The sequence below is a fragment of the Vreelandella andesensis genome, from assembly GCF_003989795.1.
Taxonomy (GTDB): Bacteria; Pseudomonadota; Gammaproteobacteria; order Pseudomonadales; family Halomonadaceae; genus Vreelandella; species Vreelandella andesensis.
Genome location: NZ_RZHG01000018.1, coordinates 197522 through 222634, shown reverse-complemented (window position 1 = coordinate 222634; position 25113 = coordinate 197522). Strand labels below are relative to the sequence as shown.

Annotated in this window: 23 protein-coding genes and 4 tRNA genes; 15 read left to right on the top strand and 12 right to left on the bottom strand. The window is 53.0% G+C overall.

The window, feature by feature from the left end; genetic code table 11:
• Positions 1 to 38: 38 nt before the first annotated feature.
• From ELY33_RS09200 to ELY33_RS09185, 4 genes are all read right to left on the bottom strand, one after another.
• On the bottom strand, positions 39 to 470 hold the full coding sequence (locus ELY33_RS09200) for a nuclear transport factor 2 family protein (RefSeq protein ID WP_126947032.1): 432 nt from the start codon (positions 468 to 470) through the stop codon (positions 39 to 41).
• Positions 471 to 574: 104 nt separating this feature from the next.
• Positions 575 to 1987 (bottom strand): deoxyribodipyrimidine photo-lyase, encoded by a 1413-nt coding sequence (gene phrB / locus ELY33_RS09195; protein WP_126947029.1) that lies wholly within the window; start codon positions 1985 to 1987, stop codon positions 575 to 577.
• A gap of 114 nt (positions 1988 to 2101) precedes the next feature.
• Positions 2102 to 3022, bottom strand: a complete 921-nt coding sequence (locus tag ELY33_RS09190) for a MerR family transcriptional regulator (RefSeq protein WP_208644220.1) — start codon at positions 3020 to 3022, stop codon at positions 2102 to 2104.
• 218 nt (positions 3023 to 3240) lie between these two features.
• On the bottom strand, positions 3241 to 4305 hold the full coding sequence (locus ELY33_RS09185) for an NAD(P)/FAD-dependent oxidoreductase (RefSeq protein WP_126947023.1): 1065 nt from the start codon (positions 4303 to 4305) through the stop codon (positions 3241 to 3243).
• A gap of 188 nt (positions 4306 to 4493) precedes the next feature.
• On the opposite strand from ELY33_RS09185, the gene ELY33_RS09180 reads away from it, so the two are divergent.
• Positions 4494 to 5396 (top strand): TIGR01777 family oxidoreductase, encoded by a 903-nt coding sequence (locus ELY33_RS09180; protein WP_126947020.1) that lies wholly within the window; start codon positions 4494 to 4496, stop codon positions 5394 to 5396.
• A 10-nt stretch (positions 5397 to 5406) separates the two neighbouring features.
• Here ELY33_RS09180 and rapA read toward each other — a convergent pair whose 3' ends face one another.
• Together rapA and ELY33_RS09170 are read right to left on the bottom strand one after the other, a co-directional pair.
• Positions 5407 to 8352 carry an RNA polymerase-associated protein RapA gene (gene rapA, locus ELY33_RS09175; RefSeq protein WP_126947017.1) on the bottom strand — a complete coding sequence of 982 codons (2946 nt, stop codon included), beginning with the start codon at positions 8350 to 8352 and terminating at the stop codon, positions 5407 to 5409.
• Between the two features lie 114 nt (positions 8353 to 8466).
• Complete coding sequence (locus tag ELY33_RS09170) at positions 8467 to 9270, bottom strand: TlpA disulfide reductase family protein (RefSeq protein WP_126947014.1); 804 nt, start codon at positions 9268 to 9270, stop codon at positions 8467 to 8469.
• 66 nt (positions 9271 to 9336) lie between these two features.
• On the opposite strand from ELY33_RS09170, the gene ELY33_RS09165 reads away from it, so the two are divergent.
• Positions 9337 to 9582 carry a hypothetical protein gene (locus tag ELY33_RS09165; protein WP_126947011.1) on the top strand — a complete coding sequence of 82 codons (246 nt, stop codon included), beginning with the start codon at positions 9337 to 9339 and terminating at the stop codon, positions 9580 to 9582.
• A 97-nt stretch (positions 9583 to 9679) separates the two neighbouring features.
• Positions 9680 to 10888, top strand: a complete 1209-nt coding sequence (locus ELY33_RS09160; protein ID WP_126947008.1) for an ABC transporter substrate-binding protein — start codon at positions 9680 to 9682, stop codon at positions 10886 to 10888.
• 90 nt (positions 10889 to 10978) lie between these two features.
• Here the strand turns inward: ELY33_RS09160 and ELY33_RS09155 are convergent, their stop codons facing one another.
• The 6 genes from ELY33_RS09155 to typA all read right to left on the bottom strand — a co-directional run bounded on the left by ELY33_RS09155 (position 10979) and on the right by typA (position 18521).
• Positions 10979 to 12304 (bottom strand): branched-chain amino acid ABC transporter permease, encoded by a 1326-nt coding sequence (locus ELY33_RS09155; protein WP_126947005.1) that lies wholly within the window; start codon positions 12302 to 12304, stop codon positions 10979 to 10981.
• Positions 12304 to 13308: a branched-chain amino acid ABC transporter permease gene (locus tag ELY33_RS09150; RefSeq protein ID WP_089040020.1), complete on the bottom strand. Its 1005-nt coding sequence runs from the start codon at positions 13306 to 13308 to the stop codon at positions 12304 to 12306. The genes ELY33_RS09155 and ELY33_RS09150 overlap by 1 nt, the downstream gene beginning before the upstream one ends.
• Before the next feature lie 16 nt (positions 13309 to 13324).
• Positions 13325 to 14053 (bottom strand): ABC transporter ATP-binding protein, encoded by a 729-nt coding sequence (locus ELY33_RS09145; protein ID WP_126947002.1) that lies wholly within the window; start codon positions 14051 to 14053, stop codon positions 13325 to 13327.
• Between the two features lie 85 nt (positions 14054 to 14138).
• Complete coding sequence (locus tag ELY33_RS09140; RefSeq protein ID WP_126946999.1) at positions 14139 to 14909, bottom strand: ABC transporter ATP-binding protein; 771 nt, start codon at positions 14907 to 14909, stop codon at positions 14139 to 14141.
• 53 nt (positions 14910 to 14962) lie between these two features.
• The gene (locus ELY33_RS09135; RefSeq protein ID WP_126946996.1) at positions 14963 to 16399 is read right to left on the bottom strand and encodes a sodium-dependent transporter; all 1437 of its coding nucleotides are present in this window, start codon (positions 16397 to 16399) and stop codon (positions 14963 to 14965) included.
• Between the two features lie 295 nt (positions 16400 to 16694).
• Entirely contained in the window at positions 16695 to 18521 is a 1827-nt protein-coding gene (gene typA, locus ELY33_RS09130; protein ID WP_126946993.1) for a translational GTPase TypA, read from the bottom strand.
• Between the two features lie 163 nt (positions 18522 to 18684).
• Between typA and ELY33_RS09125 the strand changes: the two genes are divergently transcribed.
• The 12 genes from ELY33_RS09125 to rplL all read left to right on the top strand — a co-directional run bounded on the left by ELY33_RS09125 (position 18685) and on the right by rplL (position 24776).
• On the top strand, positions 18685 to 19668 hold the full coding sequence (locus ELY33_RS09125; RefSeq protein WP_126946990.1) for a biotin--[acetyl-CoA-carboxylase] ligase: 984 nt from the start codon (positions 18685 to 18687) through the stop codon (positions 19666 to 19668).
• Positions 19665 to 20504: a type III pantothenate kinase gene (locus tag ELY33_RS09120; protein WP_126946987.1), complete on the top strand. Its 840-nt coding sequence runs from the start codon at positions 19665 to 19667 to the stop codon at positions 20502 to 20504. The genes ELY33_RS09125 and ELY33_RS09120 overlap by 4 nt, the downstream gene beginning before the upstream one ends.
• 138 nt (positions 20505 to 20642) lie before the next feature.
• Positions 20643 to 20726: transfer RNA gene (locus ELY33_RS09115), tRNA-Tyr, on the top strand.
• A 106-nt stretch (positions 20727 to 20832) separates the two neighbouring features.
• Positions 20833 to 20906: transfer RNA gene (locus ELY33_RS09110), tRNA-Gly, on the top strand.
• A gap of 14 nt (positions 20907 to 20920) precedes the next feature.
• Positions 20921 to 20995 (top strand) — tRNA-Thr (locus tag ELY33_RS09105).
• A gap of 146 nt (positions 20996 to 21141) precedes the next feature.
• A tRNA-Trp gene (locus ELY33_RS09100) sits at positions 21142 to 21217 on the top strand.
• A gap of 72 nt (positions 21218 to 21289) precedes the next feature.
• A complete protein-coding gene (secE, locus tag ELY33_RS09095; protein WP_126946984.1) occupies positions 21290 to 21673 on the top strand; it encodes a preprotein translocase subunit SecE in 384 nt (127 codons plus the stop codon).
• Between the two features lie 8 nt (positions 21674 to 21681).
• A complete protein-coding gene (gene nusG / locus ELY33_RS09090) occupies positions 21682 to 22215 on the top strand; it encodes a transcription termination/antitermination protein NusG (RefSeq protein WP_126946981.1) in 534 nt (177 codons plus the stop codon).
• A gap of 122 nt (positions 22216 to 22337) precedes the next feature.
• Entirely contained in the window at positions 22338 to 22769 is a 432-nt protein-coding gene (gene rplK, locus ELY33_RS09085; RefSeq protein WP_009098963.1) for a 50S ribosomal protein L11, read from the top strand.
• Positions 22770 to 22771: 2 nt separating this feature from the next.
• Positions 22772 to 23464 carry a 50S ribosomal protein L1 gene (rplA, locus tag ELY33_RS09080; RefSeq protein WP_126946978.1) on the top strand — a complete coding sequence of 231 codons (693 nt, stop codon included), beginning with the start codon at positions 22772 to 22774 and terminating at the stop codon, positions 23462 to 23464.
• Between the two features lie 324 nt (positions 23465 to 23788).
• A complete protein-coding gene (gene rplJ, locus ELY33_RS09075; RefSeq protein WP_126946975.1) occupies positions 23789 to 24292 on the top strand; it encodes a 50S ribosomal protein L10 in 504 nt (167 codons plus the stop codon).
• 112 nt (positions 24293 to 24404) lie between these two features.
• Complete coding sequence (rplL, locus tag ELY33_RS09070) at positions 24405 to 24776, top strand: 50S ribosomal protein L7/L12 (protein WP_126946972.1); 372 nt, start codon at positions 24405 to 24407, stop codon at positions 24774 to 24776.
• Positions 24777 to 25113 lie beyond the last annotated feature (337 nt).

Here is a 25113-nt window from a genome sequence, read left to right as displayed (position 1 = left end):
TAGCATGCAGCCTGCATGCAAATGAACGGGTCGGATACTCAGCTAATACGCCGTTTCAACCAACGTATGATACGTCCCATTACTGGTAAGTGTTCATATAGCATGGCCCCTGCATCAAAATAATCGCGGTGCTTTGAAACCCGCCCATCTTGTTCAAACGTTAGCGCACTGCATCCTGCGACACTGATCGGTTTGCCATGGGCCAAACGCGGATGAACAAACTCCATTGTCCACGTTACAAATGCTTGATTGGCCAGCTGTTGTTGCGTGTGGTAAGTAAATTGGCAACGTTCAACGTTCTCATACATAGTGGCAAAATAACGTTCTAATGCCACACGCCCCTCAATGTGGTGCAGTGGGTCGTTGAAGACAATTTCCTCAGTATATACCTCGTATAGTTTTTCTGTACAGGTGTTGTCTAGTTTATTAAAGAAGGCGCAAAAATTCGCCAAAGCTTGGTCGTTAGGCATCATCTGGTCCTGTGGCATCTAAGATAAATAAGAAAGCGATGAGGCGAAGAAAAAGCAGTAATTGGTTAGCATCGCCGCACCATGGGCGATGCAAAAGAGGGCTGTTATTTAGAGAGGGCTTTAAAAGCATCCAGGGCGCGCTGGCGTGCTGCTTTATGATCAACGATGGGAGCCGGGTAATCCGTTGCGTTCAGCATGTCTTGAGGCGGTGCATGACGAGCTTTTGCGGGCAGTGGCTGAAGCGCAGGTAGCCAGTGGGCAATAAACTCGCCATCTGGATCAAAGCGCGTTGACTGGGTTGTTGGGTTGAAAATGCGAAAATAGGGGGCGGCATCCGTGCCGGTTGATGCCGCCCACTGCCAACCGCCGTTATTGGCGCAAAACTCACCATCGATTAAATGGCGCATAAAAAACGCTTCGCCACGACGCCAGTCAATCAGTAAGTGCTTACTTAGAAACATGGCGGTGATCATGCGCAGGCGATTGTGCATCCAGCCAGTGGCCACTAGTTGGCGCATGGCCGCATCGACAATTGGATAGCCAGTACGGCCTTCACACCACGCTTGGAAGTCTTTGTCGTCGTCACGCCAATTGAGCTGTTTGGTGTGTTCTTGAAAAGGCTGGTGGCGGCAGACCTGGGGAAACCCTACCGCTACATGCTGATAAAACTCACGCCAAATAAGCTCATTTACCCAGGTGGTTAGCCCTGCATCGCCGTCGGCGAGGTGGCCACCATTTTCGCTCATCACTGCTTGAAGGCATTGGCGATAGGAGATCATACCTAGCGCCAGGTACGGCGAAAGCTCGCTGGTGCCGCGCACCTTCGGGAAGTCTCGCTGCTGCTTGTAGTGCCGTCCACGAAAGCGTAAAAAACGTTCGAGATTGTCACTAGCAGCGTCTTCCCCAGCGGGCCACAGGCGTTCATCAACCGGTTCGTTACCAAGAGATGGAAGCGCGGGGAGTAGGTCGCTATCAATCTCTAGCGGAGCTTGCACCCCCGGGGTGTCTCGTAAGGCAAGCTGCTCGGTCGTCACCTGTTTATGCCACGCTTTCGAAAACGGTGTAAATACGCCGTAATAATCGCCTTTTCCGGTCAATAAACTGCCGGGGGCGAAGGCAACCGCGTCATGGTGGCCCTGGGCGGTTATCCCTTCTCGTTGAAAAGCGTCAAGTACAGAATGATCGCGATGCTGCTCGTTCAGCGCGTATTCATAGTTAAAGTGGAGCTGGGTAATCTGGTGCTCGCGGGCAATATCCAGCAATACCTGGGCTGCTTCATCATAGTGATCGATATCGCGGTGCAAGAGTGGAATATTCAACCCGTTCAGCGACGTTTTTACCGCAGCAACACCTCGCCCCCAGAAGTCGAGTTTAGTTGCACCGTGGTCATGCTCTTGCCACTGAGCCACACTGCGCAAAAATACGGCCACAACGGGGCCTTTAGCAGCCGCGTCGGCAAGCGCAGAGTTATCGTGGATGCGTAAGTCGCTACGCAGCCAAACAAGCTGCAAATTCATGCTATGTCCTTACCCGCGGTAATTTAGATGACATCCGATAGCTCTGAAAACAGTTCTGAGAATAGCTCTGAAAACTGTTCTAAGAATAGTTCTGAGAACAGTTCTGAAAATAGCTCAAAGAATTCCTGATTCGCGCAGCAAAGGACGAAGCCTTGCAATGGCTTGCGGTAAGTCGTCGCCCAACATGTTTACAGGACCGTCACGCAGATCGTTTTCTCTTAATCTTGCGACTTCTCCGCACACCCCAATAGGAACATTGAGTGCTTCTGCTGCCTGAGGAAGCGCATGACTAATATAGTCGTCATCTTCCCGCTGGCCGCTGGAGAACAATACCATCGACGAATGTAGTCGGGTGACGGCTTGGGGAAGATCATCTAGGGCTAGGGAATGGTCAAACATTTGTACGCGATAGCCTTGCTCGCTGGCCAATAGCGCGCACATCAGAACCCATAGTGGGCCAGGATCATCAGGCATCGCGCTGAGTAGGATTAGCGGGCCGCGCGTTGCCTGATTGGCATAATGAAGGCGGATGCCTACCTGACTTCGAAAAAAAGCTTCAAAGGTACGACGTACAAGATCGTCAGGCCGGTCTGCCCATTTGGCTTCCAGTGCCAAAATAACGGGCTGCCAGAGTTCATTAATCGCAATGCTCAATGGATACAGCGCCAGACTCTCGTGGTACAGCGCTTCCAGCTTGGGAAGATCAATCGCTTCTATGGTGGTCTTCAGTAACTGCTGCTGACTTGCCCAGTCGCCAGAATCCGCCGTTGGCGTCTCTACCGTTTCAGGTTGATCCAGTAAATCGGCGACTTGGCTGACCGGAACACCGCGGTTCAGCCATTGTAAAATGCGTTCAATACGAGCGATGTCGTCTTGCGCGTATAAACGATGACCTTTCGGGGTGCGCTGTGGACGAATTAAACCGTAGCGACGCTCCCAGGCACGAAGAGTGACTGAGTTTACACCCGTTAAACGGGAAACTTCCCTAATCGGATAAAGCGGGGTGTCGGGTGGGTGGGTCGCCTTGTTGCTCATGGGCGCCATTGCCTCTTGGTTGCCTGCAAATAAGAGTGCAGGGATCTGTCAATAAGTGCCGTGGCGATTTTCAGCGCCTGACAGGCGTTTTGCCACATAATCGGGTCGTCATTAATCGTGTAGATAGCTGGGTGCTATTATAGCCATCTTTGTACAACTTGTGGCTTCTGGGTACAACCTTTCACGTATGCATGAAAGGTTAAGCATCATTTCCTGTTTTAGAATGACCGGCCTGTTAACGCTCTACCCAACTCATCGCCTGATAACCAAGCATCTTCGACGCGACTGCCCTTAAAGCTGTCGCCACAGAGTGCTAATCCACGTGTGCTGTATAAGTACGATTGATTACCCGCCTGTGCTGGCTGGGCGTAGCGCCAACGGTGCGCGCCAAGTTCAATGATGTTCGGCAAGTTTGTGTTACCGGGCAGCAGCGACACGAATGCTTCAAGCAATTGTTGGGCAACGCTTTCGCTGTCACTCTCAATATGGTCATCGCTCCAGTCCAGTTGAGCAAGTAAACTGATGCTTTCTGGCTGGTGCTCTCGCCCTGGCTTAGTGTGATTGCGTGATGCGAGACGAAGCACCGGATGCTGTGCGTGAACGGTGTGCCATGCCGATGCCACCTTCGCCATTGGCGGTAACGGCTGCTCAAAAATAACCCAGGCTGACCAACACCCTCGTTGGGGGTTTGCTTCACAAGCAGCTGCAAGCGTTGGTTCCCACTCTGCTAATAATGCATTGGCCTGAGGCGGCGGGGCGCTGATAACTACCATGTCGAAAGGCCCGTGTATTGTGCCGTGGTGGTCTTGAAGCTGCCAGCCAGCGACCGTTTTATTCAATGCAATTATGTGGGTTTCAAGCGTGATGGCGGCATTGGGCAAAGCATCAAGCGTGTCGGCTAAATGACGGGTTATTGAGCTCATGCGAGGTGTCCCGGTGTAGCGCAATTGATCGTCATCGTGTGTTTGCCAGCCGGATGCACTAGCCTGATAACGAGACGTGGGCCAAGTAGCAACACAGCCAGCACTTTGCCACTCGGCGACTTTATTAGCGAATCGATCATGCCGTACAGTAAACGCTTGTGCGCCTAGGTCTAGTGTCGCTAATGGACGACGTTTACTTGACATACGGCCGCCGGCGCCACGTGCTTTGTCAAATAACGATACCTTAACTCCCTGGCCAGCAAGCTGATGCCCGCAGGCAAGGCCAGACAGGCCTGCACCGATGATGGCGACTGAATGAGCATCGGAGAGCGTTAAAGGCACAGGCAATTGTTCAGGCATAGTCACTCGCGAGGGCTAATTGAATGTGTAATGATCAACGTGTAGCGTTTGTGTATAGATATCGTACAATAAATTGCTATGCAATGTTATTTTCAACAATTGCTGTTCCCAGCGACGCAGCTTAGCGCCGATGCGGACATAATCTACCCACTTTATTAGGCCATATTTGTTAGGCCATAGGAGACACCATGCGGGTATTGATCACCGGAGGTAGCGGCTTTGTTGGACAGCGACTCTGCCAACAACTCCTCACCCAAGGGCACGATGTTCAGGTGGTTTCCCGTGCACCACATCAGGTGCGTGGCCGGTTGCCGAAAGCCTGCGATATTCGTGATAGCGCCCAGGCATTTATGGATTCCCCGCCGGAAGTATTAATTAACCTTGCCGGTGAGTCGATTGCTGCAAAGCGCTGGAGCGCCAGTCAAAAAGAGACACTTATTCGCTCTCGCGTTGACAGTACTCAGCAACTGATTACGCTTTGTGAGCAGCTCGAAGCCAACGGTCAGGCATTACCGAGCGTAATGATCAGTGGCTCTGCTATGGGGTATTACGGTAATCAAGGCGATAAGATGGTAGATGAAACGACGTCGCCTCACGATGAGTTTGTCCATCGGCTTTGTGCCCAGTGGGAAGCGGCCGCTAAGCCGATTGAAGCGATGGGCGTTCGCTTAGCGATACTGCGAATCGGTTTGGTGCTTGAGGCGGGGGGCGGTACGCTACAGAAAATGCTGCCGCCGTTTAAACTTGGGCTGGGAGGGCGTTTCGGTAGTGGCGAACACTTCATGCCCTGGATTCATCGCGATGATCTCGTGGCGGCGATTATTTTTTTGATGAACGAATCGACGCTCTCAGGCGCGTTTAATGGCAGTGCCCCGCACCCAGTGACGAATGCTGAGTTTACAAAAACGTTGGCTAAGCAGCTCCACCGACCGGCCATTTTTCCCGTGCCTGCTTTTTTACTAAAAGCTGGCTTCGGAGAGATGTCGCAATTATTGCTGACGGGGGCAGATATGCGCCCTGCACGCCTGACCGAGGCCGGGTTTACTTTTCAGTATCCGACGCTCGATAAGGCGTTAGAGGCAATTCTTTAACTTTCCAACGTCAGTCGTTGGGGTCGACAGTGATGATCACCCGTACGGAATCAAGCCGTAAGCGGGTGTTCTCTATCGCATCACTAAGTGCTTGGCGCTCTTGTTTCAGTGCCTCAAGTTCTTCACTACGAACGGCTGGGTTGTGCTCTGCCAGAGCAGTCAAGCGGGCAAGCTCTGCATCCAACTGGGCCCGCATACGTGTTTCAGCGTTTTCTACGATGCTAGGCAGTTCACGTTCGGCTTCACCTTCCCCCTGAATAAGCAGTGCGCGAAGCTGGTCATGGCGGCTTTTGATTAAGTCCCGTGCCAGTGACTTGTTCACTTTCTGCAGATTTTTGCCAAGACCCGTGAAGGAGATTTTGCTGGTTAGGTTCGCGCCTGACTCATCGAGCAGAACGCGCACCGCTGTGGGTGGCAAGAACCGGTTGAGGTGAAGTGATTTAGGCGCAGGGCATTGGGTGCGGAACACCAGCTCGGCCATTAAGCGGCCGCTGGGAATAGCTGGATGGCGCAATAGTGCCAAGGCGGTGTTGCCCATTGTGCCATCTAAAATGCGCTCCATCATTTCGCGCAGCAATGGGTGTTCCCAAGAGAGTCGCTGAATATCGTCCCGCGCAAGCGCCAGTGAACGGCTGTAAGTAGCCGAAAAGCCCTCTTCACCCTTCACTAGCCCTGGTAGGCCGTCCAGCATGTGCTGACTGGGCTGTAAATAAAGCAGGCCATTGCCAATCTCTTGGCTGTCTACTCCAAAAATATCCAGTGCCCGTTCTACAAAGCGCGGCAACGCTGGGTCTTCATCCAACTCACGCACGGCATCAATCACCTGCTGAGCACGGGCAGGGCGGCAGGCGTTTAGTTCCAGTAGGCGGTTACGGCCAGCGTCCCGTTCAGCCAATTTGGCGGTGAACATTTCGCGGGTTTCGTCGATGATTTCATTGAGCATCTCATCGTCGAGTAACGCATCGGCCAGCGCATCGCCAAAGGCATCAAAGAGGTCGCTGCCAATGCCGTGAGGAGCGCTGAAGGCATCCATGCCTTCGTGGTACCAGCGCAGCAGGCGCTCGCCTGGGCTACCTGTGAAGGAGGGCACATGGAGTTCAATAGCGTGGCGCTGTCCTATCCTGTCGAGGCGGCCAATGCGCTGTTCTAATTGGTCGGGATGCTGGGGCATATCAAACATCACCAGATGGCGGCAGAACTGGAAATTGCGACCTTCTGAACCAATTTCAGAGCACACTAGCACTTGGCAGCCGTCTTCTTCATCAGCAAAGGCGGCAGCGGCGCGGTCACGCTCTACGAGTGATAACCCTTCGTGGAACACCGGCGCGTAATAACCACCTAGTACGCGCAGCCCTTCGGCAAGCCCTTCAGCGGTTTCTCGATGGTGAGCAATGATCAGTACTTTGTCGTTGGCGAAGCCGCTTTCGCTATCGTCGCTTAGCTTTTCCAGCAGCCAGTTTACCCGTGGGTCGATATGCCACCAGGATTCGGTGTTCAGTGGGTCGTTGCTGAGCTCGCGGTACATTGTGTCTGGATAGATCAGCACGTCCGGGTGATCCATGCCCGTTTCAATCAGTAACTCATCCAGGTAATCGTCATCGCGTTCCAAGCGACGCAGTACGCGCCGATAGGCCGAGGGGAGTTCCAGCTGGGCTAGATGCAAGCGACGTTCCGGAAAACCACCCACATGCCGGCGACTGTTGCGGAACATGACGCGCCCCGTACCGTGACGATCAAGCAGCGCATCGCGCAACTGCGCGCGAGCAGCATCTTGCTGTTCGGCACTCGCTTCTGGGTTGCACAAGGTTGCTAGCAACGCTTGGCTGTCGCGGTCATCTGCCACATTATCGACGCGTTCACGCGCTTCAGCGGTCGTGGGTAGCTCATCCAAGGCATCAATAGCGCGGGCGACGGCAATGTAATGATGTTCTTCGTCTTTAAAGCGTTCGATGTCGTGGTAGCGTTCGGCATCCAGCAAGCGAAGACGGGCGAAATGGCTCTCAACTCCCATCTGCTCTGGCGTGGCAGTTAACAGCAGTAAGCCAGGAATGTCAGCGGAAAGCTGCTCGACACACTGATAGCCCGGACCGCTGCCGTCAGGGCTCCAGTCGAGATGATGAGCTTCATCGACGATAAGCAGATCAAAGTGGCTGGCCAGCGCTTGCTCTTGGCGGTGAGTGTTGGCAAATAGCCAACCCTGGCTGGCCAATACGATTTGGGCACTTTCAAACGGGTTGGCGTTGCCGTGGGCTAGACTTTGCTGCTCATCCAGCAAGCTTACCTTGAGCGAAAAGCGGCGCAAAAGCTCTACTAGCCATTGGTGGGTCAGGCTGTCGGGTACCAGAATCAGTGCCCGTTCTGCTCGGCCAGCCAGTAGCAGGCGGTGCAGAATCAGCCCTGCCTCAATCGTTTTACCTAGCCCAACTTCGTCCGCAAGCAGGACGCGCGGCGCATGGCGGCCTGCTACTTCGTCAGCGATGTAAAGCTGATGAGGGATCAGGTCGATACGCGGCCCAGCAAAACCCAGAGCGCTGTGCTGTTCAATGCGCTGATAGTGGTGCAGCGTGCGAAAGCGCAGGTCGAACCAGTCGTTGCGGTCAACCTGGCCGGTGAGCAGCCGGTCACGAGCTTGATCAAACTGCATAGTGTCGGCGAGCTTAGCCTCAGATAGTTCACGAGGGTTACCCTCACTATCTTCGCCAATGTAAGTAATTAAGCCGCTGGTCTCTTTGCTATCGTCCACGATCATCTGCCAGCCATCCGCAGAGATCACGCGGTCACCGCTGCCAAACATGACGCGGGTTAAGGGGGCTTGGCGGGTGTTATACGTTCGGGTTTCCTGGCTGGCACTGAACAAAATGGTAACGCTACGGGCGTCGCAGTTAAGCACGGTGCCGAGTCCAAGCTCAGCTTCGCCGTCGCTAATCCAGCGCTGGCCGGGAGAAAAATCGCTCATGATGCCTCGAGGAAGTCTACAGGAACAGGTTGTATGCCACCGGGGCAGGTATCCGGTGGCAACAGGGCGGAGGATTCTAACGCAAAGGAGCGGGGGGATTAAGGTCTATCGTGGTCAATCTTTTAACCAGCGTTCCAGGTGGGCGCGGGTTAACTCACCGACGTGAACATCCAACGTGTTGCCCTGACGATCAAAAAGCACGGTGGTGGGTAGGCCTGGGGCCTGAAATTGCGCCATTAGCGTTTGGCTTGGGTCGCGCAGTGCGTAGCGAAAATCCAGTGTTTGCGCGTCTAAATAGCGCACGATGGGTAGTAAGTCTTCCCCTTGATTGGCGACCACCACGCTGACACCCTCGCGCTGCGCCGCCTCTTCAAGCAGCGGCATTTCCCGCAGGCAGGGCGGGCACCAGGTCGCCCATAGATTAACGATAATAAGATCGCCGCTGTCGGCCAGCGAAGGTAGATACACCGGGTTGCCATCTACATCGTCGAGGGTTACCTCTGGCAATGCATCAATGGCAAAGTCATTGCCTAACGGGGCAAGCGTGATTAAGACCAGCCACAGGCTGGCCGTGCCGACCAACATGGCAAGACCGCCAATGAGCGCCAACAGCCGTGCGCGCAGCGCCCAGGCTGTCCAAATCAACCCCGCAACTAAGCCCCCCAGCGCATTGTAGCCGGGCTGCCATACCTTGAGCGCCTCTAGGGGTTGCGCACTGTAGCTTTCCCAATTAAGTGCTACAAACACCATCCGGGCCGCTACCAGCCATACCACCAGCAGCCCATTGAACCAACGCCCATGCTGTGAGGAGGTTAGTCCCAGCAGGTAGCGACTAGCCAATAACAACAATAGTGCGCAGGCTAAGGCATACAGCCTAGGGGTGGAGATAAGCAGTGGGCCAATGGCAATCGCATTCATAATTTTTCCGTTAAGCAGGTAAACTGGTGAACCATACCACGCACGTTAAAAATTACGGAGATGTCTATGCCACAACCCGCTTTCGACATGCTGCGGGCGCTGGCCATTGGGTCACAGGCGCTGGGTTTAATACTGATCATTACGTTGGAAACCGTGATGGGCGATGCTGCCCGTCCTTGGCAGGGAGCAGTGCTGGCCGCCATGGTTGCATCGGCGCTGGTGATTGCGCTGGTTCGGCTATACCGAAATAAGCGCTACCAAAAGCAGCTTGCGGAGCGCCAGCGGAATGCTGCCGAAGAAAGCGAACGTTAGAAAGCGTTGCTTGTGTTTTTGGCGTTACGGTTCCAGATTAAGAGAAGCCCCGTGCTGGACAGTCGGGGCACTTAACATACTGGGAGCGACCAATAATATGATTAATAAGCGCACATTAGCCACCGCCGTTGCGGCCTCATCACTCGCGTTAGCGGGCATGGCCCAGGCAGAGGTCAAAGTTGGCTTCTTGGGCGGTTTTACCGGTGGAATTGAAAGTCTAACGCCACCTATTTTTGCGGGTGCTCAGCTTGCCGTAGCACAGGTGAACGAACAGGGTGGTATTTTGGGTGGACAAACGCTAGAAATGCCGTCCGGGGATACAACCTGTTCGGATGCCTCTGCTGCGTCTAACGCCGCAGATCGCATGGTGAACTCTGAGCAAGTCACCGCGATTGTCGGCGCTTTGTGTACAGGGGCGACGATTGCTGCTGCGAACAACGCAGCGATTCCAGGGGGAGTATTGATGGTCTCGCCGGCGTCAACGGCTCCCGCGGTTTCTGAGTTGGACGACAACGACTTGGTTTTCCGTACTGTGCCGTCGGATGCCTTCCAAGGCGAAATGCTTGCCAAGCTATTGCTTGATAAAGGCATCGACTTTGTTGCGGTGACTTACGTTAACAACGACTATGGTCGTGGCTTGTCGGATGCCTTTAGTGATGCGTTTGAAGCGGGCGGTGGCGAAATAGCAGAAAACCTCGCCCATGAAGACAACCGTGCCGACTACCGTTCCGAGCTTGGCTCACTTTCTGTGAGCGGTGCTGACACGCTGGTTGTGCTGGCCTATGCTGATACCTCTGGCCAAACGGTACTACGCCAAGCCTATGAAGGCGGCATGTTTACCCAGTATGTGGGTGCCGATGGCATGGTGGGCGATAGTCTAGTAGAAGCGATTGGTGCTGACATACTGGATGGCATGATCGCGACGCGCCCCGGTAGCCCTGATCTGCCTGGCACGGATATATTCACCGAAGCGGCTGAAGCTGCTGACATTGATCCCAGCGCGGTATTCGCAGCCCAGGCGTATGACGCGGCGTTTCTAGTGGCGTTGGCCATTGAACAAAACGGCAGTGCCGAGCGCGAGGGACTTTCTGAAGCGCTCCGCAGTGTTTCTAGTGCTCCAGGTGAAGTGATACTGCCAGGTGAGTGGGAGAAAGCGGTCGAGTTAATCGCGGCAGGTACTGAGATTAACTACGAAGGCGCCTCTGGCTCTCATGAGTTTGATGAAAACGGCGATGTACCAGGCGTTGTTGTGGAAATGGTGGTAGAAGATGGCTCTTTCACTAGCAAAGGCCTGGTTGAACTTTAGTCGAAATAGCGATGATTAAGTGTTAACCAAAACGCCCCAAGCGATCAAATTGAGCCTGGGGCGTTTTCGGTTGGGATCGATGGAGCATTTTTAGCCGTGGGTTTTGATTTTCTCAGGCAGCAGGCCTTTGGGGGCGAAGCGCAGTACCAGGGTGATCAGCATGCCAATCACCAGAACTCTAGCTTGTAGTGCTCTGCTATCCATATTGTTAGGTGCATCCCAGCCAAAGACACCCTCACCAAACGCAACGGCTAGTTGCATTAAAAATAGCGCCAACGGTTCCGACATAATCCAAATAATGTAAACCGCCACGGCACCAAAGATAGTGCCAAGGTTATTACCTGGGCCACCCAAAATCACCATTACCAGCACCAGGAAGGTGTGGTTGAGAGGCAAGTAGCCTTGTGGGTCAAACAGGCTGTTAAAGGTGCCTAGCATACCGCCGCCAAGGCCCATCAAGATGCAACCTAATACAAAAATCTCCAGGCGCCGCTTATTGATATCTTTGCCCATCGCCGCTGACGAGACTTCGTTATCACGAATCGCACGAATCATTCTTCCCCAAGGAGCGTGGTAAGCCCGGTGGAGTAGAAAGAAAACCACCGCTATGACGACCGCCGTTACCGAGAGGTAAATCGCCCGGGAAAGCGTAAAGCCAATGTCAGCCGGGCCGGGGGTGGGCCAGGGAAGTGGTGATACTGTGGCAGTTCCGCGGGTCAGCCAGTCGGAGTTTTTCAAAAACGCTTTGATGATTTCAGCGATACCCAACGTGGCAATGGCAAGATAGTCGCTGCGCAGGCCAAGGCAAACATGGCCAATAAAATAGCCAACACCGCCAGCCAGTGCGCCACCTACCACCCAGCCTACCCAGGCAGGTAAGCCAAAACCGCCAATAAAGCCCGCCTGAGACTGTATTTGACTGGTCACATCGCGAAGCAGGCTGATAACAACTAAATAGAGCACGACACCGATGACGATAGCGAGCACGGTGCGGAGCTTTTTCGGCACACCGAACCGGTCAAGCTTCGTGGCACCCACGACAATCAGGGTTGCCGCAATGCCATAAAGCAGCACTTTGCCAAGTTCGCCTGGAAGCTCAGTACCCCAGAATGCATCATTCACCGGAACACTAAACAGCATGGCGCAAAAGCCACCCAGCGCGACAAATCCCATGACACCCGCGTTAAACTGCCCGGCATAGCCCCACTGAATTGTTAGGCCCAGAGCAAGAATGGCGTAACAAGCGGCCTCTACCAGCATGCGGGTGCTGTATGCTGCGCCCATGATAGCGTAAACCGCTAGCACAGCGGCTAACAGCGCGCCGAAGAGCACTAGTTCACGTAACGGAAAGCGCCGCTCAGGAGTGGCATCGTTAGGCGTGTAGTCAGGATTACGGTTTTTTGTGGAATGGCTCATTAGATCACCTTGCCTTTAAACAGGCCGGTAGGGCGCCACACTAAGATGGCCACCAAAATAAAGAACGGCACCACAATCTTGTACTCAGTGCCCACAAAGGCCAGATTGGAGGGAAGCTCCAGCCAAGTAGGCAGGCTGTCGCGGAAGGGGCGCAAGAGAACATTCCAGTTAAATACCGCTAGGGTTTCTGCAAAGCCGACGACAAACCCCCCAGCAATGGCACCGTATGGATGGCCTACGCCACCGACAATGGCTGCTGCGAAGATAGGCAGTAGCAGGAAGAAGCTCAAGTCAGGTTTAAACGTCACGTCCAGTGACAGTAGGGTGCCAGCAATGGCCGCGAGGGCACCCGCAATCACCCAGGTGACAGCGACAATGGTGTTGGTGTTAATGCCGGATGCCTGGGCAAGTTCGGGGTTGTCGGACATGGCGCGCATTGCTTTGCCTAACCGCGAGCGATTTAGAAACAGATGTAGGGCGACCACGGCCACTAGCGTAATCACAAACAGATAAATCTGTGGTTCGGTAATGACGATAGGTGCCCTAACCCCTTCGAAAGGCAATGCGATGCGGAAAATTTCTTTGCGGTCATCGACATATAAACTTTGACCGCCGGTGCCGGAAAATAGCCGAATAAGCCCTTGGAGCATAAGTGTCACGCCCAGTGAGCCAATCACCATCACGATAGGCTTGACGCCATGGGCACGCAGCGGCTTATAAAACGCCTTATCAATACCCACTGCCAACGCTGCGGTAAGCAGCATCGCTAACGGCAGCATGACGAGTGCCGTCGGTACGCCAATACTGGCACCTACCGCTGGGAAAGCGGTAGTCAGCAGCAGTACCATGAAAGCACCAAATGTCATGATGTCGGCATGGGCAAAGTGGGCAAAGCGCATAATGCTAAAAATCAACGTGACACCAATAGCACCAATGGCATAAATAGAGCCAGTGACGCTACCTGCAATCACTACGTTATTGATAAAAAAGACCAGTTCGTTCACACGTTTCTCCCCCGGGCTAGCCGCCCAAAAAGCTTTTGGCGACGTCAGGGTCAGCTAGTAACGCAGCCCCGGTATCTGTAAAGCGGTTTTGTCCTGCCGCCAGCACAAAGCCTTTATCGGCAATGGCTAAGGCCTGCTTAGCATTCTGTTCCACCATCAAAATACCTACGCCTGCGGCGTTAATTTTCTTAACCCGATCAAAAATTTCGTTCATGTAAAGCGGCGACAAGCCTGCTGTTGGCTCATCCAGCAGCAGTAGAGTGGGCTCGGCCATTAGTGCCCGGCCCATGGCGACCATTTGGCGCTGACCGCCGGAAAGCTCACCTGCTGGCTGGTGGCGCTTTTCAACCAGCGGCGGGAAAAAGTCGTAAACTTGCGCCAGCATGCGCTTGACGTTTTGGGGTTTAAGATAGGCACCCATCTCCAGGTTTTCTTTAACCGTCAGGCTGGGAAAAACATTTTTCTCCTGAGGTACAAAGCCCATGCCACGTTCAACTAACTGGTTCGGAGGCAAGTTATGGATTGGCTGACCGTTAAGCAAAATCTCGCCCTGATTAACGTTTAATAGCCCAAACACGGCCTTTAGCATAGTGGATTTGCCAGCACCGTTAGGGCCAACAATGACACCGACTTCATCGGCATACAGAGTCATATTGACTCCGTTCAGGATATTCATACTGCCATAGCCGCCGTGCACATCGCGTGCCTCGAGCAGTGGCTGGGAAGATGACGGTGTGGATGGCATAAACGCGTCTCGGCTGGGTCGCACTGGGGTGGCCAATGGCGACCATGTTGTTGTGGCTATTTTTTAGGTTTCAGGCACTGTGTTGTCAGGCGGCATCCGTGCCGAAATACGCCTCGATAACGGCCGGGTTGTTTTGTATTTCTTCAATTGAACCTTCAACCATGACGCTGCCTTGGGCCAGCACAATCACCGGGTCGCATAGCCGCGAAATCATATCCATATCGTGCTCAATTACCAGAAAGGTATAGCCCATTTCACGATTTAAACGCTCAATGTTGCCCATTAAGTCGCCAAGTAGCGTTCGGTTTACGCCGGCGGCAATTTCATCTAATAACACCACTTTGGCATCGGTCATCATGGTGCGGCCAAGTTCGAGCAGTTTTTTCTGGCCACCCGATAAGTTGCCCGCAAGCTCGTTTCGTACGTGGTACAAGCCAACAAACTCAATCACTTCTAGTGCACGGTGGCGTACCTCAGCCTCTTGTCTGCGCACCAGGGCTGGCTTAAACCAAGTATTAAACAGACGTTCCCCAGCTTGATTGGGAGGCACCATCATCAGGTTTTCCAGTGCGCTCATCTGGCTGAATTCGTGGGCGATTTGGAAGGTGCGCAGTAAGCCTTTGTGAAAGCGTTGATCGGCGCTTAGCGAGGTAATGTCTTCGCCATCCAATAGAATACGGCCGTTATCTGGCGTAAGTGCACCCGCAATTAGGTTGAAGAGAGTGGATTTCCCCGCCCCGTTGGGGCCTATCATGCCGGTAATAGAGCCTTTTTCAACACGGATTGAGCAGTCATTAATAACGTGCAGCCCGCCGAAAGCTTTGTTGACGTGTTGTACTTCGATAAGGGGAGTCATCGTGTCCTCGCGACGCAGGCGGCCTACAGGCCGCCTGCGTTATTAGAATTATATTAGGCAGCAGATTTACGCAGCCGCTGACCCAAGGCAAATGCACCCACAATTAACACTGCGCCGAGGGTTGGGATTACGTAGCCTTCCACCTGGGGAATGGTGCGTAAAAATACGAACGACACGGCAGCAGGGCCAACAAAACGCACCAGAATCCGCCAGGTTTTAAACCAGGTAATGTTGGTGCCAAGCTCTTTCATGACCTCGCTTTGGGTCAGTGCCCAACCTGCGAACAGCGCGATCAACAGCCCGCCCAGAGGCATAAAGATATTGGTCAACAGTTCAATGAACTCAAAAGCGCTGCGGCCAAATAGGGCGTGGAAAATTGTCCCTTCGGCCCATACGTTGAAGCTCACCACTGTCAGTAAGCCCATTGCCCAAGCTGCAATGACCATAATAGTGACGGCTTGGGGGCGGGTCATATCAAAACGCTCAACCAGAAAGGCTGCGACTGGTTCTATCAACGAAATAGACGAGCTAACCGCTGCCCCTAGCACCAGAATAAAGAATACCCCGCCCACCAATGCACCAAACGGCATGTCGGCAAACGCTAGCGGCAGAGTGACAAACATAAGGCCAGGGCCTTGGCCGGTTTCGAGCCCCGCGCCAAATACCAGGGAGAAAATTGCCAGCCCTGCCACCATGGCAACGGCGGTATCTACAAATGCAACGGCGATAGCGGTACGGGTTAGTGAGGCTTCGCTAGACATATAGGCCCCGTAGGCCATGATAGCGCCCATTCCAAGGCTCAGGGTGAAGAAGGATTGCCCCATCGCATGTAACCAACCTTCTAAGCTGAGATCGGCAATATTGAAGGTAAACAGGAAGCGTGCTGCTGCTCTTACGTCGCCATTAATGATGCCGTAGATAAGCACCACGATCAGAATAACAAACAGCGCTGGCATCATAATGCGCAGCCCTGATTCAATTCCTTTGTGAATGCCCATGGCGACAATTAATGCGGAGAAAGCGATAAACAGCGTGTGATAAAGCGTCATCAGGCCCGGAGATGCTAGCAGCGCATCAAAGCCAGCGCTTATCGTTTGCGCATCGGCACCGACTAAGGAGCCGGTTAGCATCAACCATGTGTAGTGCAGCGCCCAGCCAGCAATGACCGAATAAAAACTTAAAATCAAAAAGGCGGAAGCAGCGCCCAACCAACCAATAGATTCCCAGGCACGGGAAGTCTTATGGGTTTTAGTTAAGTGTCGCATACCCATAATAGGACTTTGACGACTGGTTCGCCCAAGCATTGTTTCAGCAATCAGAATGGGAATGCCAACGGCAAAAATAGTGAGCGCATAAACTAATATAAATGCGCCGCCGCCGTTTTCTCCAGTGAGATAGGGAAAGCGCCAGAGGTTGCCCAAGCCAACCGCTGAGCCAACCGCCGCTAGCAAAAATGTGCCTTTGTGAGTCCAGACGTTATGACCGCTCATGTGGAGGAGTGTCCATGTCGTGGTGCAAGGATTGGGGTAAATATCCAAACACCTGTATGAATTGTAGGTTGCCAATAGCCTGAGGGCGAACTGATAGTAGCGATACTCTGCGATAGAACGCCTACGCTTTCCAGCCTGCTAGCGTTAAGGCTGCGTTTATGAAGCGGCTTGGCGTGTGGCGCGGGACGTGAGGGGGATACAGTGCCAGGAAATGAGCTGAGGACGTTCGTTGTCAAAAGCCATAAAAAAGAAGCCCGCTCAATGGCGGGCTTCTGAGGACTTGCCTAACAAAGGTTTACTTCTTGCTAGAACGCTTACGCTCGTTTTCAGTCAGGTGCTTCTTACGCAGGCGAATATGGCTAGGTGTCACTTCTACCAGTTCATCGGAATCCAAGAATTCGATGGCTTGCTCAAGAGTGAACTTGATCGGCGGCGTTAACACGATGTTTTCATCGTTACCTGTTGAACGCATGTTATCGAGCTTCTTGCCTTTGGTCGGGTTAACGACCATGTCGTTGGCACGATTATTAATACCAATCAGCATGCCTTCGTAGACTTCAGTGGCGTGATCGATAATCAACTTGCCGCGTTCTTGCAGAGCGTAAAGCGCATAAGCAAGCGCCTTGCCGCCAACCATGGAGACCAACACACCATTGCGCCGCTCGATTGAAGCATCAGGCTTTAGCGGACCGTAGTGATCAAAGCGGCTGGTCAGAATGCCGGTGCCGGAGGTCAAGGTTAAGAACTGACCACGGAAGCCAATCAAGCCACGTGCCGGAATGATAAAGTCCAAACGAACACGACCCTTACCATCGGGGTTCATGTTGGTCATCTCGCCCTTGCGGTAGCCAAGCTCTTCCATGATCGAGCCTTGATGCTGCTCTTCACAGTCGATGATGACTTCTTCGTAAGGTTCCTGCTTAACGCCGTCGATTTCTTTAATGATAACTTCTGGGCGACCCACCGCCAGCTCAAAGCCTTCACGACGCATGGTTTCAATCAGTACTGACAGGTGAAGTTCACCACGGCCAGATACTTTAAACTTCTCAGGTGTTTCGCCCTGCTCCACGCGAAGTGCCACGTTGTGGATCAGTTCTTGCTCCAGACGATCTTTAATGTTGCGGCTGGTGACGAACTTGCCTTCTTTGCCGGCGAACGGTGAGTCATTGACCTGGAACGTCATCGAAACGGTCGGTTCATCAACTGATAGCGGCGGTAAAGCCTCAATGGCGGCTGGATCACACAGCGTGTCAGAGATCGCTAGGTCTTCAATGCCGGTAACACAGACGATATCACCTGCGGTAGCTTCCGTTGTTTGGACGCGCTCAAGACCCATGTGGGTCATGACTTGGCCGATCTTACCCTTACGGGTAGAACCATCAACGCTGATTACCGAAATTTGCTGGTTAGGCTTCACTGAGCCACGCTTGATACGACCAAGGCCAATAACGCCCACGTAGCTGTTGTAATCCAGTGCGGAGATTTGCATCTGGAATGGGCCATCGATCTCAACCGCAGGCGGTTCAACGATATCAACAATCGCCTGGAACATAGGGTCCATGTTGTCGGCCAGCTCATCGGGGTCCATGCCAGCAATGCCGTTTAACGCTGAACAGTAGATGATTGGGAAGTCAAGCTGGTCGTCGGAGGCGCCCAGATTATCAAACAGATCAAATATCTGGTCGATAACCCAATCAGGGCGAGCGCCGGGGCGGTCAATTTTATTAACGACCACAATCGGCTTCAGGCCCTGGGCGAATGCTTTCTGGGTAACGAAGCGCGTCTGCGGCATAGGGCCGTCAACGGCGTCTACCAGAAGCAGTACCGAGTCCACCATGGACATAACCCGCTCAACCTCGCCGCCAAAATCGGCGTGACCGGGGGTGTCCACGATGTTGATATGGTAATCCTCACCGTTGCCATCTTGCCATTGTATAGCAGTGTTTTTGGCCAGGATGGTAATGCCACGCTCTTTTTCCTGGTCATTGGAGTCCATGATGCGCTCTTGGCCTTCGGCCTTTCGGTCGAGCGTTCCAGACTGGCTTAATAGCTTGTCTACCAAGGTAGTTTTACCGTGGTCAACGTGGGCGATGATGGCAATGTTGCGAAGATTCTCGATCACGACGCGATCCTGCTAGAAAAATAGGGCGGCATTATAGGGTCTGGGGGCGGGTCACTACCAGCACTGTCTTAAATAAAGGTGCAAGTCAATAACCTAAACGCTGCAGTTTTCGCTTCTGCGGTGCTTCCGTTAAGATAGGCGTTTTCCCAGTTGGGGCAAGCACATGACCATCGGTAACCTGATGCGTTTGTTAAGTGATGGCGAGGTTCATTCCGGTGAGCAACTAGGCGAAGCGCTTGGCGTTTCCCGGGCCGCCGTATGGAAACAGCTAAAAAAATTAGACGCACTGGGCGTTGAGCTGGTGGCTGTCAAAGGTCGAGGTTATCGTCTTGCCTATCCGTTAGAGCCTCTTGAGGGAGCAAAAATTGTAGAGCGCTTGCCAGCAAATGCTCGCCATCTCTTAACCCGACTATTTATTGAAGACCAACTGCCGTCTAGCAATGAATATGTGCGTGAGCGCTTTGTTCAGGGGGCAGGGCACGGCGAGGTATGTTTTGTCGAACTACAGACCGCAGGTCGTGGCCGTCGTGGGCGAATATGGTCTACCCCATGGGGACAAAGCTTGATGCTTTCACTTGGATGGCGTTTTGAGTCTGGCGTTAACGCCTTGGAAGGATTGAGCTTAGCGGTAGGTGTGGTAGTGGCTCAAGTGCTCGAGCAGTACGGGGTTTCACCAAAATTAAAATGGCCAAACGATATTTTGTTAGCTGAAAAAGACAGTGAGCTTGGCAAATTGGCTGGCATTTTGATTGAAGTCACTGGGGACGCAGCAGGTCCCTGTGAGGTGGTTATCGGCATCGGTATGAATCTGTCGCTACCCGATAGCCTGCGTGCCACTATTGATCAGCCTGTGGCAGCGTTGTTTGATGCTAAATCGGGCCTTTCGCGAAATCAGCTAGCCGCTGATATGGTAGCTGGCTTGCTGGATATGCTGGCGGATTTCGAACGTGAAGGGTTTGTCCCTTGGCGAGACCAATGGAATGACCGTCACGCCTACGCAGGGTTGCCGATCCGTATTATTCAGGGTGAGCGAACAAGTGATGCAGTGGCTGGAAAAGTAGATGAGAGTGGTAATCTATGGGTTACCGAAAATGATCACTCGCGACGCCTGTCGGGCGGTGAGATCAGTGTACGCAGGCGCCTATGATTTTGGATTTGGATATCGGCAATACGCTTTCGAAATGGCGGTTAAAAGATGCCGAAAGTAGCGAAATACGTTCACGAGGTGCTGTGTGGACACGGGAGGAGTGGCGACCAGGGGCAGATATTCCGAATCTTGACGTAGTAGAAGCGGTGCGCATTTCTAGTGTCGCTAGAGCTGCCGTGCTAGAGGAAACCGTAGCGTTGCTGCGTCGCCAAGTGCGTCAGGTATATGTAGCGCGTTCTACGGTTGAAGCGTTAGGTGTGGTTAATGGCTATGAGGAGCCAGGGCGATTGGGCGTGGACCGCTGGATGGGCGCGCTGGCAGGCTATCAGTTGGCGGGAGGCTGCTGCGCAGTCGATTGCGGTAGTGCAATCACTATTGATTTTGTGTTGCCTGGCGGTGTTCATCTTGGTGGATTTATCGTGCCAGGGCTACGATTGATGAAAGAGAGCCTCAAATTAGGCACTAGAAATGTAGCGATTGATCCCGAAAGTGAAACTGATGCGTTATTGGAACCGGGGCGGCGTACGGTAGATGCTGTTAATCATGGTATCTACATGGCGGCGGTCAGTGCGATTAATCGAATTTACAGCGAGGTATGCGATCAGCAGGGGATCGCGTTGCCGGTGCTATTGACCGGTGGTGATGCCAGGGTGATTTCGCGCGGTGTTCAAGTGCCCCATGCGGTATGGCCGGATATGGTGTACGGGGGATTGGAAGCCAGTTTTCCGCTGACCTTTGCTGAGCGCGCTGGAAAAATGTCAGGGGCTCCTGGAGTGCTTGAGCCGGTTTCGTTAGAAAAAATCCGTGCAAGCCTTGCATTCTCAATGCTGCTTTGACAAAATGCAGCGCGTTCCAAGGCGTAAGTCACGTTAGGTGGCAGCGCTTAAGCTTTGAAAAGCAAACAAACTTCGATATATGAAAGGTTTGTAGGCTTGACACAGTCTTGGAGGCTGGCATAATGTGCCGCCACAGCTGGAGAGGTTCCCGAGTGGCCAAAGGGAGCAGACTGTAAATCTGCCGCGAAAGCTTCGAAGGTTCGAATCCTTCCCTCTCCACCAGTTTTTATCGAGCAATGAGCTGTTCATTGCTTGGGAATGAAAGGCCGGTAAGCGGGCTTAGATACAGAATCTCGTACACTGGATTGTCATTCTAAAGGCAAGTTCAGCGGGCGTAGTTCAATGGTAGAACCTCAGCCTTCCAAGCTGATGGTGCGGGTTCGATTCCCGCCGCCCGCTCCAGTTTGATGTATTCAGCTCATGTAGCTCAGGGGTAGAGCACACCCTTGGTAAGGGTGAGGTCGACGGTTCAATTCCGTCCATGAGCTCCATATTGCATAAAAGCGAGCAGCGCTCGCTTTTTTTGTTTTCACTTGTCAGTTTTGATGGGTGCTAAGGGTTGTCATACGGGATGTTTTTCGCTAATATGACGCCCGCTGTTGTGCACGTGCTTATTCATTCGTGCGCAAGACGATACAGGCCAGTAGCTCAATTGGCAGAGCAGCGGTCTCCAAAACCGCAGGTTGGGGGTTCGATTCCCTCCTGGCCTGCCAACCTTCCCCAGGTTGGTATGTCTTTTCTAGAATTCCTTTGTCGCTCGCTGCACCCTTGGGAGTCTCGTTTTTATGAAGCCTAGTTCCGTAAAACATGGCGAAGAGGTGCAACAGTCGCGCCATGACGGGCTCAAGTGGGCGGCGGTTGTGGCGCTGCTTGTTGTTGCAGTTGTTGGTAATACCTATCTCGCTGATATTGGCCTGCTCTACCGCGTATTGGGTGTGGTGGTGTTGTGTGCGATTGCGGGTCTGATCGCGCTGACCACTGCTAAAGGTCGCGATTTAGTAGAGCTTGCCGTAAGCGCCAAGAAAGAGATACAGCGCGTTGTATGGCCGACTCGACCCGAGACTATTCAGACCACGGCCATCGTGCTGGCGGCAGTAGTAGTGGTGGGGTTGATGTTATGGTTGATTGATACTCTTCTTGGCTGGGCGATGTCCGGCGTCATTGGTTAGGAGCTTTCATGTCCAAACGTTGGTATGTCGTCCACGCTTATTCCGGCTTTGAAAAGCATGTCATGCGGTCGCTTGTCGAGCGCGTGAAGATGTATGGCATGGAAGATCGCTTTGGCGAAATTCTGGTGCCGACGGAAGAAGTAGTGGAAGTGCGTGACGGTAAACGCCGTAAAAGTGAGCGTAAGTTTTATCCAGGTTACGTATTAGTCGAAATGGAAATGGCTGATGAAACGTGGCATCTCGTCAATGAAACGCCTCGTGTAATGGGCTTCATTGGTGGCACGAAAGAAAAGCCTGCGCCAATCACATCGCGTGAAGCAGATGCTATTTTGCGTCGCGTGAAAGACGGTACCGACAAGCCGCGGCCTAAAACCATGTTCGAGCCGGGTCAGTCGGTACGCGTTGTTGATGGCCCATTTGCTGACTTCAACGGTGTTGTTGAGGAAGTAAATTACGACAAGAGTCGTTTACAGGTCAGTGTACTGATCTTTGGGCGAGCAACGCCTGTGGAGCTTGAATTCTCTCAGGTAGAAAAAGAGTAAACTAATTAAGAGGTGGGATGGTGTGTATATCACGCCATCCCTGCATTATATGAAGCAGTTAATCACTGCTTTGTACGCACCGGGGAGCCGTAAGGCGCTATCACCCAACGGGAGTATCTAGCATGGCCAAGAAAGTACAGGCTTACATCAAGCTGCAGGTTGCTGCAGGCAAAGCCAATCCAAGTCCGCCCGTCGGCCCTGCGTTGGGTCAGCACGGCGTGAATATCATGGAATTTTGTAAGGCGTTTAACGCAGCTACTCAAGAGATTGAGCCTGGTCTGCCGACGCCAGTCGTGATCACTGTCTACTCTGATCGTAGCTTTACGTTCGTCACCAAGACGCCGCCTGCTGCCGTACTGCTTAAAAAAGCAGCGGGTATAAAGTCTGGCTCTGGTGAGCCGAACAAAAAGAAAGTTGGTACTGTGACGCGTGAGCAGCTCGAAGAGATCGCTAAAACTAAAGAGCCAGATATGACGGCTTCTGATCTCGATGCCGCGGTGCGCACCATCGCTGGCAGCGCTCGTAGCATGGGCCTAAACGTGGAGGGTCTTTGATCATGGCTAAACTAACTAAGCGCGCGAAAGTCATTCGCGAGAAAGTGGACCCGAACAAAGCTTACTCCCTTGAAGAAGCGGTTGCGCTGCTTGCTGAGCTGTCTACCGTTAAATTCAATGAATCTTTGGATGTAGCGATTAACCTCGGTGTCGATCCGCGTAAATCAGACCAGGTTGTACGTGGTGCTACTGTTATGCCTAACGGCACCGGCAAAGACGTACGCGTAGCAGTCTTTACCCAGGGTGCTAACGCCGATGCTGCTAAAGAAGCTGGCGCTGACATCGTTGGTATGGAAGATTTGGCTGAGCAAGTCAAAAAAGGCGTCATGGATTTTGACGTTGTAATCGCCTCTCCGGACGCTATGCGCGTGGTTGGTCAGCTGGGTCAGATTCTTGGTCCACGTGGCTTAATGCCAAATCCGAAAGTTGGCACCGTTACACCAGACGTTGCCACTGCGGTTAAAAATGCTAAAGCAGGTCAGGTGCGTTTCCGTACCGACAAAAATGGTATTATCCACACAACGCTGGGCAAGGCTGATTTTGAAGTATCCGCTGTTCTGGGTAACCTAGAAGCATTGGTCGCTGACCTTAAGAGACTTAAGCCTAGCTCCTCTAAAGGCATCTACGTTAAGAAAGTCACTCTGTCCACTACGATGGGCCCTGGTTTGACTATCGACCACTCTGCGTTTGTATAAGCAGGTACTTGAAAGCTTCAAGTAGTAGTTGATCAAGCAAGAACTGATCAAGCAAGAACCGAGCAAGAACTTTGCGGTCCCCTGAAAATGCGTAAGCCAATCAGGGCATCGTCAAAGACCGCAGGTGCCGTACCTTTAAAGGGTACGGCTTAATCGCCCTAAAAGCGCCTGCGCAGATGGTGTGGCCGCCAGTTGGTTGAGGTTTTTAGCCAAACCGCTTTCTGGTGAGCACCATCCCCCAAGGCTTCCAGCGTTATTAAGCGACTGGAAGAGATGGTAACCACCGGAGCCTGTTGTGGGTTCCGGCACGAAGGAGTGATCACTGTGCCACTAGCACTTGAAGGCAAGAAAGCGATTGTTGCCGAGGTCAGTGAAGCGGCCAAGGGCGCACTCTCCGTCGTAGTTGCCGATTCTCGCGGCGTTACAGTCGGTAAAATGACCGATCTGCGTAAGCAAGCGCGTGAGAATGGCGTCCAGTTGCGTGTTGTTCGCAACACTCTGGCGCGCCGCGCCCTCGAAGGCACTCAATGGGAGTGCTTAACCGAGAGCTTTGTTGGTCCTACTCTGCTGGCCTTCTCTACTGAACACCCGGGCGCTGCTGCTCGTTTGTTCAAAGAGTTCGCAAAGCAAGATCAGAACTTCGAAGTGAAGGCGCTGGCCTACGAAGGTGAGCTGATTCCGGCTGCTGACATCGATCGTCTGGCAACCCTACCGACTTACGACGAAGCAATTGCCAAGTTGATGTCGGTAATGAAAGAAGCCTCCGCTGGCAAGCTGGTTCGTACCCTGGCCGCCCTGCGCGATCAGAAGCAAGAAGAAGCTGCATAAGCAGGCCTTTTTGCAAGCAGTTTGCGCTGCATAAGCAGAGCGCTGCTTGAACCATGCAATGAATCCTGAGCACTCGGTCGACCGAGGCTCCCGCAAAGTTAGGAACGAGACAATGGCACTGACCAAAGACGATATCATCAATGCTGTAGCCGACATGTCCGTAATGGAAGTTGTCGAGCTGATCGAAGCAATGGAAGAGAAATTCGGTGTTTCTGCCGCCGCAGCCGTTATGGCTGGCCCGGCTGCAAGCGGCGAAGCAGCTGCTGAAGAACAGACTGAGTTTGACTTGGTACTGAACGCTGCTGGTGACAAGAAAGTTAACGTCATCAAGGCAGTCCGTGAAATCACTGGTCTTGGCTTGAAAGAAGCTAAAGGCGCAGTTGATGGCGCACCGGCTACTATCAAAGAAGCAATGTCTAAAGAAGACGCTGAAGCTGCTAAAGCCAAGCTGGAAGAAGCGGGCGCAAGCGTCGAGCTCAAGTAATTCTTGTGCCGACGGCTTTACGCGCTGCGTAGGCTTCCACGGCTGGCGGCGGGCTTATCCCGCTGCCGGCCTTTTTCTGTTGTATCATGAGTGTTACGGCAGGAAGGCTGCGGTAAAAAGCAGCAAAACAGTAAGACCGTTGTTGTGAAGCGTAAGTTGTGAAGCGTAAGTTGTGAAGCGCGAGTATAACGAAGCGCTAGCAGCGCTACTGTAACACTGTTATCTATCAAGATTTTTGACGGCGAGCTACCGATTTAGGAGCTTGCTGTCTGCGTCTGAAACGCCCGCGGGGCAGATGACCACGCATCGGTCACCCATGGTGAACAAGCTGGGGAAT

What these genes read in the sequence shown, in the direction of transcription:
- ELY33_RS09140 (WP_126946999.1), bottom strand. Translation starts at nt 14,909, where the DNA reads ATGACTCCCCTTATCGAAGTACAACACGTCAACAAAGCTTTCGGCGGG.
- secE (WP_126946984.1), top strand. Translation starts at nt 21,290, where the DNA reads ATGAAGCCTAGTTCCGTAAAACATGGCGAAGAGGTGCAACAGTCGCGC.
- ELY33_RS09185 (WP_126947023.1), bottom strand. Translation starts at nt 4,305, where the DNA reads ATGCCTGAACAATTGCCTGTGCCTTTAACGCTCTCCGATGCTCATTCA.
- phrB (WP_126947029.1), bottom strand. Translation starts at nt 1,987, where the DNA reads ATGAATTTGCAGCTTGTTTGGCTGCGTAGCGACTTACGCATCCACGAT.
- ELY33_RS09145 (WP_126947002.1), bottom strand. Translation starts at nt 14,053, where the DNA reads ATGCCATCCACACCGTCATCTTCCCAGCCACTGCTCGAGGCACGCGAT.
- rplA (WP_126946978.1), top strand. Translation starts at nt 22,772, where the DNA reads ATGGCTAAACTAACTAAGCGCGCGAAAGTCATTCGCGAGAAAGTGGAC.
- ELY33_RS09190 (WP_208644220.1), bottom strand. Translation starts at nt 3,022, where the DNA reads ATGAGCAACAAGGCGACCCACCCACCCGACACCCCGCTTTATCCGATT.
- ELY33_RS09125 (WP_126946990.1), top strand. Translation starts at nt 18,685, where the DNA reads ATGACCATCGGTAACCTGATGCGTTTGTTAAGTGATGGCGAGGTTCAT.
- ELY33_RS09135 (WP_126946996.1), bottom strand. Translation starts at nt 16,399, where the DNA reads ATGAGCGGTCATAACGTCTGGACTCACAAAGGCACATTTTTGCTAGCG.
- rapA (WP_126947017.1), bottom strand. Translation starts at nt 8,352, where the DNA reads ATGAGCGATTTTTCTCCCGGCCAGCGCTGGATTAGCGACGGCGAAGCT.
- ELY33_RS09180 (WP_126947020.1), top strand. Translation starts at nt 4,494, where the DNA reads ATGCGGGTATTGATCACCGGAGGTAGCGGCTTTGTTGGACAGCGACTC.
- ELY33_RS09170 (WP_126947014.1), bottom strand. Translation starts at nt 9,270, where the DNA reads ATGAATGCGATTGCCATTGGCCCACTGCTTATCTCCACCCCTAGGCTG.
- rplK (WP_009098963.1), top strand. Translation starts at nt 22,338, where the DNA reads ATGGCCAAGAAAGTACAGGCTTACATCAAGCTGCAGGTTGCTGCAGGC.
- rplL (WP_126946972.1), top strand. Translation starts at nt 24,405, where the DNA reads ATGGCACTGACCAAAGACGATATCATCAATGCTGTAGCCGACATGTCC.
- ELY33_RS09155 (WP_126947005.1), bottom strand. Translation starts at nt 12,304, where the DNA reads ATGAGCCATTCCACAAAAAACCGTAATCCTGACTACACGCCTAACGAT.
- nusG (WP_126946981.1), top strand. Translation starts at nt 21,682, where the DNA reads ATGTCCAAACGTTGGTATGTCGTCCACGCTTATTCCGGCTTTGAAAAG.
- ELY33_RS09200 (WP_126947032.1), bottom strand. Translation starts at nt 470, where the DNA reads ATGCCTAACGACCAAGCTTTGGCGAATTTTTGCGCCTTCTTTAATAAA.
- ELY33_RS09160 (WP_126947008.1), top strand. Translation starts at nt 9,680, where the DNA reads ATGATTAATAAGCGCACATTAGCCACCGCCGTTGCGGCCTCATCACTC.
- ELY33_RS09120 (WP_126946987.1), top strand. Translation starts at nt 19,665, where the DNA reads ATGATTTTGGATTTGGATATCGGCAATACGCTTTCGAAATGGCGGTTA.
- ELY33_RS09165 (WP_126947011.1), top strand. Translation starts at nt 9,337, where the DNA reads ATGCCACAACCCGCTTTCGACATGCTGCGGGCGCTGGCCATTGGGTCA.